This is a genomic window from Ornithinibacillus halotolerans (assembly GCF_014637405.1).
Lineage (GTDB): Bacteria > Bacillota > Bacilli > Bacillales > Amphibacillaceae > Ornithinibacillus > Ornithinibacillus halotolerans.
In genome coordinates, this window is sequence record NZ_BMEY01000052.1 from 1 (window position 1) to 563 (window position 563).

The 563-nt window shown below is 48.0% G+C and carries 2 tRNA genes and 2 rRNA genes; all 4 read right to left on the reverse strand.

Annotated elements, in window-relative coordinates:
• Positions 1 to 123: ribosomal RNA gene (locus IEV35_RS20005) — 23S ribosomal RNA — on the reverse strand; the annotation flags it as partial.
• A 92-nt stretch (positions 124 to 215) separates the two neighbouring features.
• A tRNA-Ala gene (locus IEV35_RS20010) sits at positions 216 to 288 on the reverse strand.
• Between the two features lie 21 nt (positions 289 to 309).
• Positions 310 to 386: transfer RNA gene (locus tag IEV35_RS20015), tRNA-Ile, on the reverse strand.
• 75 nt (positions 387 to 461) lie between these two features.
• Positions 462 to 563, reverse strand: a 16S ribosomal RNA gene (locus IEV35_RS20020); the annotation flags it as partial.

The window sequence follows — 563 nt, forward strand, 5'->3', positions numbered from 1 at the left end:
CCCCATTCGGAAATCCTCGGATCGAAGTCTACTTACGACTCCCCGAGGCATATCGGTGTTAGTCCCGTCCTTCATCGGCTCCTAGTACCAAGGCATCCACCGTGCGCCCTTATTCACTTAACTATCACCTGAATAAGCATTACACTAATAAATTTATAGCCTTGCTTTAAAGTTTGATGTCGTTGTTACTCTTATTTAGTTTTCAAGGTACAAAATGGAGCCTAGCGGGATCGAACCGCTGACCTCCTGCGTGCAAGGCAGGCGCTCTCCCAGCTGAGCTAAGGCCCCGTAATATTAATATAAATTAGATGGTGGGCCTGAGTGGACTCGAACCACCGACCTCACGCTTATCAGGCGTGCGCTCTAACCAGCTGAGCTACAGGCCCATCTAAATATTTTAGAAGGATTATTCCCTCAAAACTGAACCAAACAACCAAGTATGTTTCCGTTATATTCCTTAGAAAGGAGGTGATCCAGCCGCACCTTCCGATACGGCTACCTTGTTACGACTTCACCCCAATCATTGGTCCCACCTTAGGCGGCTGGCTCCAAAAGGTTACCTC